Raw genomic sequence first — 257 nt, 5'->3', positions numbered from 1 at the left:
AACTGTGGATTGTTGTATGTATTCTAACGCTTGGTCCAATGCATTTTCAGATTTGCATTTGATAATAGGGTAGGCTTTCTTATTGATAGATTGGAACTGCTTCATGGCTGACTTCTTGTGATAGTCATTTTCCATGATGGTCTTCTTATCCCGTTCCCGCATATTGCTTATACTGTGCTGAGGGAAATCACAATCCATAATGACCACATTGAACCCTAAACGGTAATGAAGAATACTGGCAAGCAAGGTGGTCATAG

1 pseudogene is annotated in these 257 nt (G+C 39.7%); it reads right to left on the bottom strand.

What is annotated here, in order from left to right:
- Positions 1–257 (bottom strand): annotated as a pseudogene (locus SCA31_RS24320) (ParA family protein); the annotation flags it as partial.

Source organism: Chryseobacterium sp. SIMBA_028 (assembly GCF_046535285.1).
Taxonomy (GTDB): domain Bacteria; phylum Bacteroidota; class Bacteroidia; order Flavobacteriales; family Weeksellaceae; genus Chryseobacterium.
Note: the sequence above shows the minus strand (reverse complement) of the source record. Positions and strands in the feature narration are given on the sequence as shown.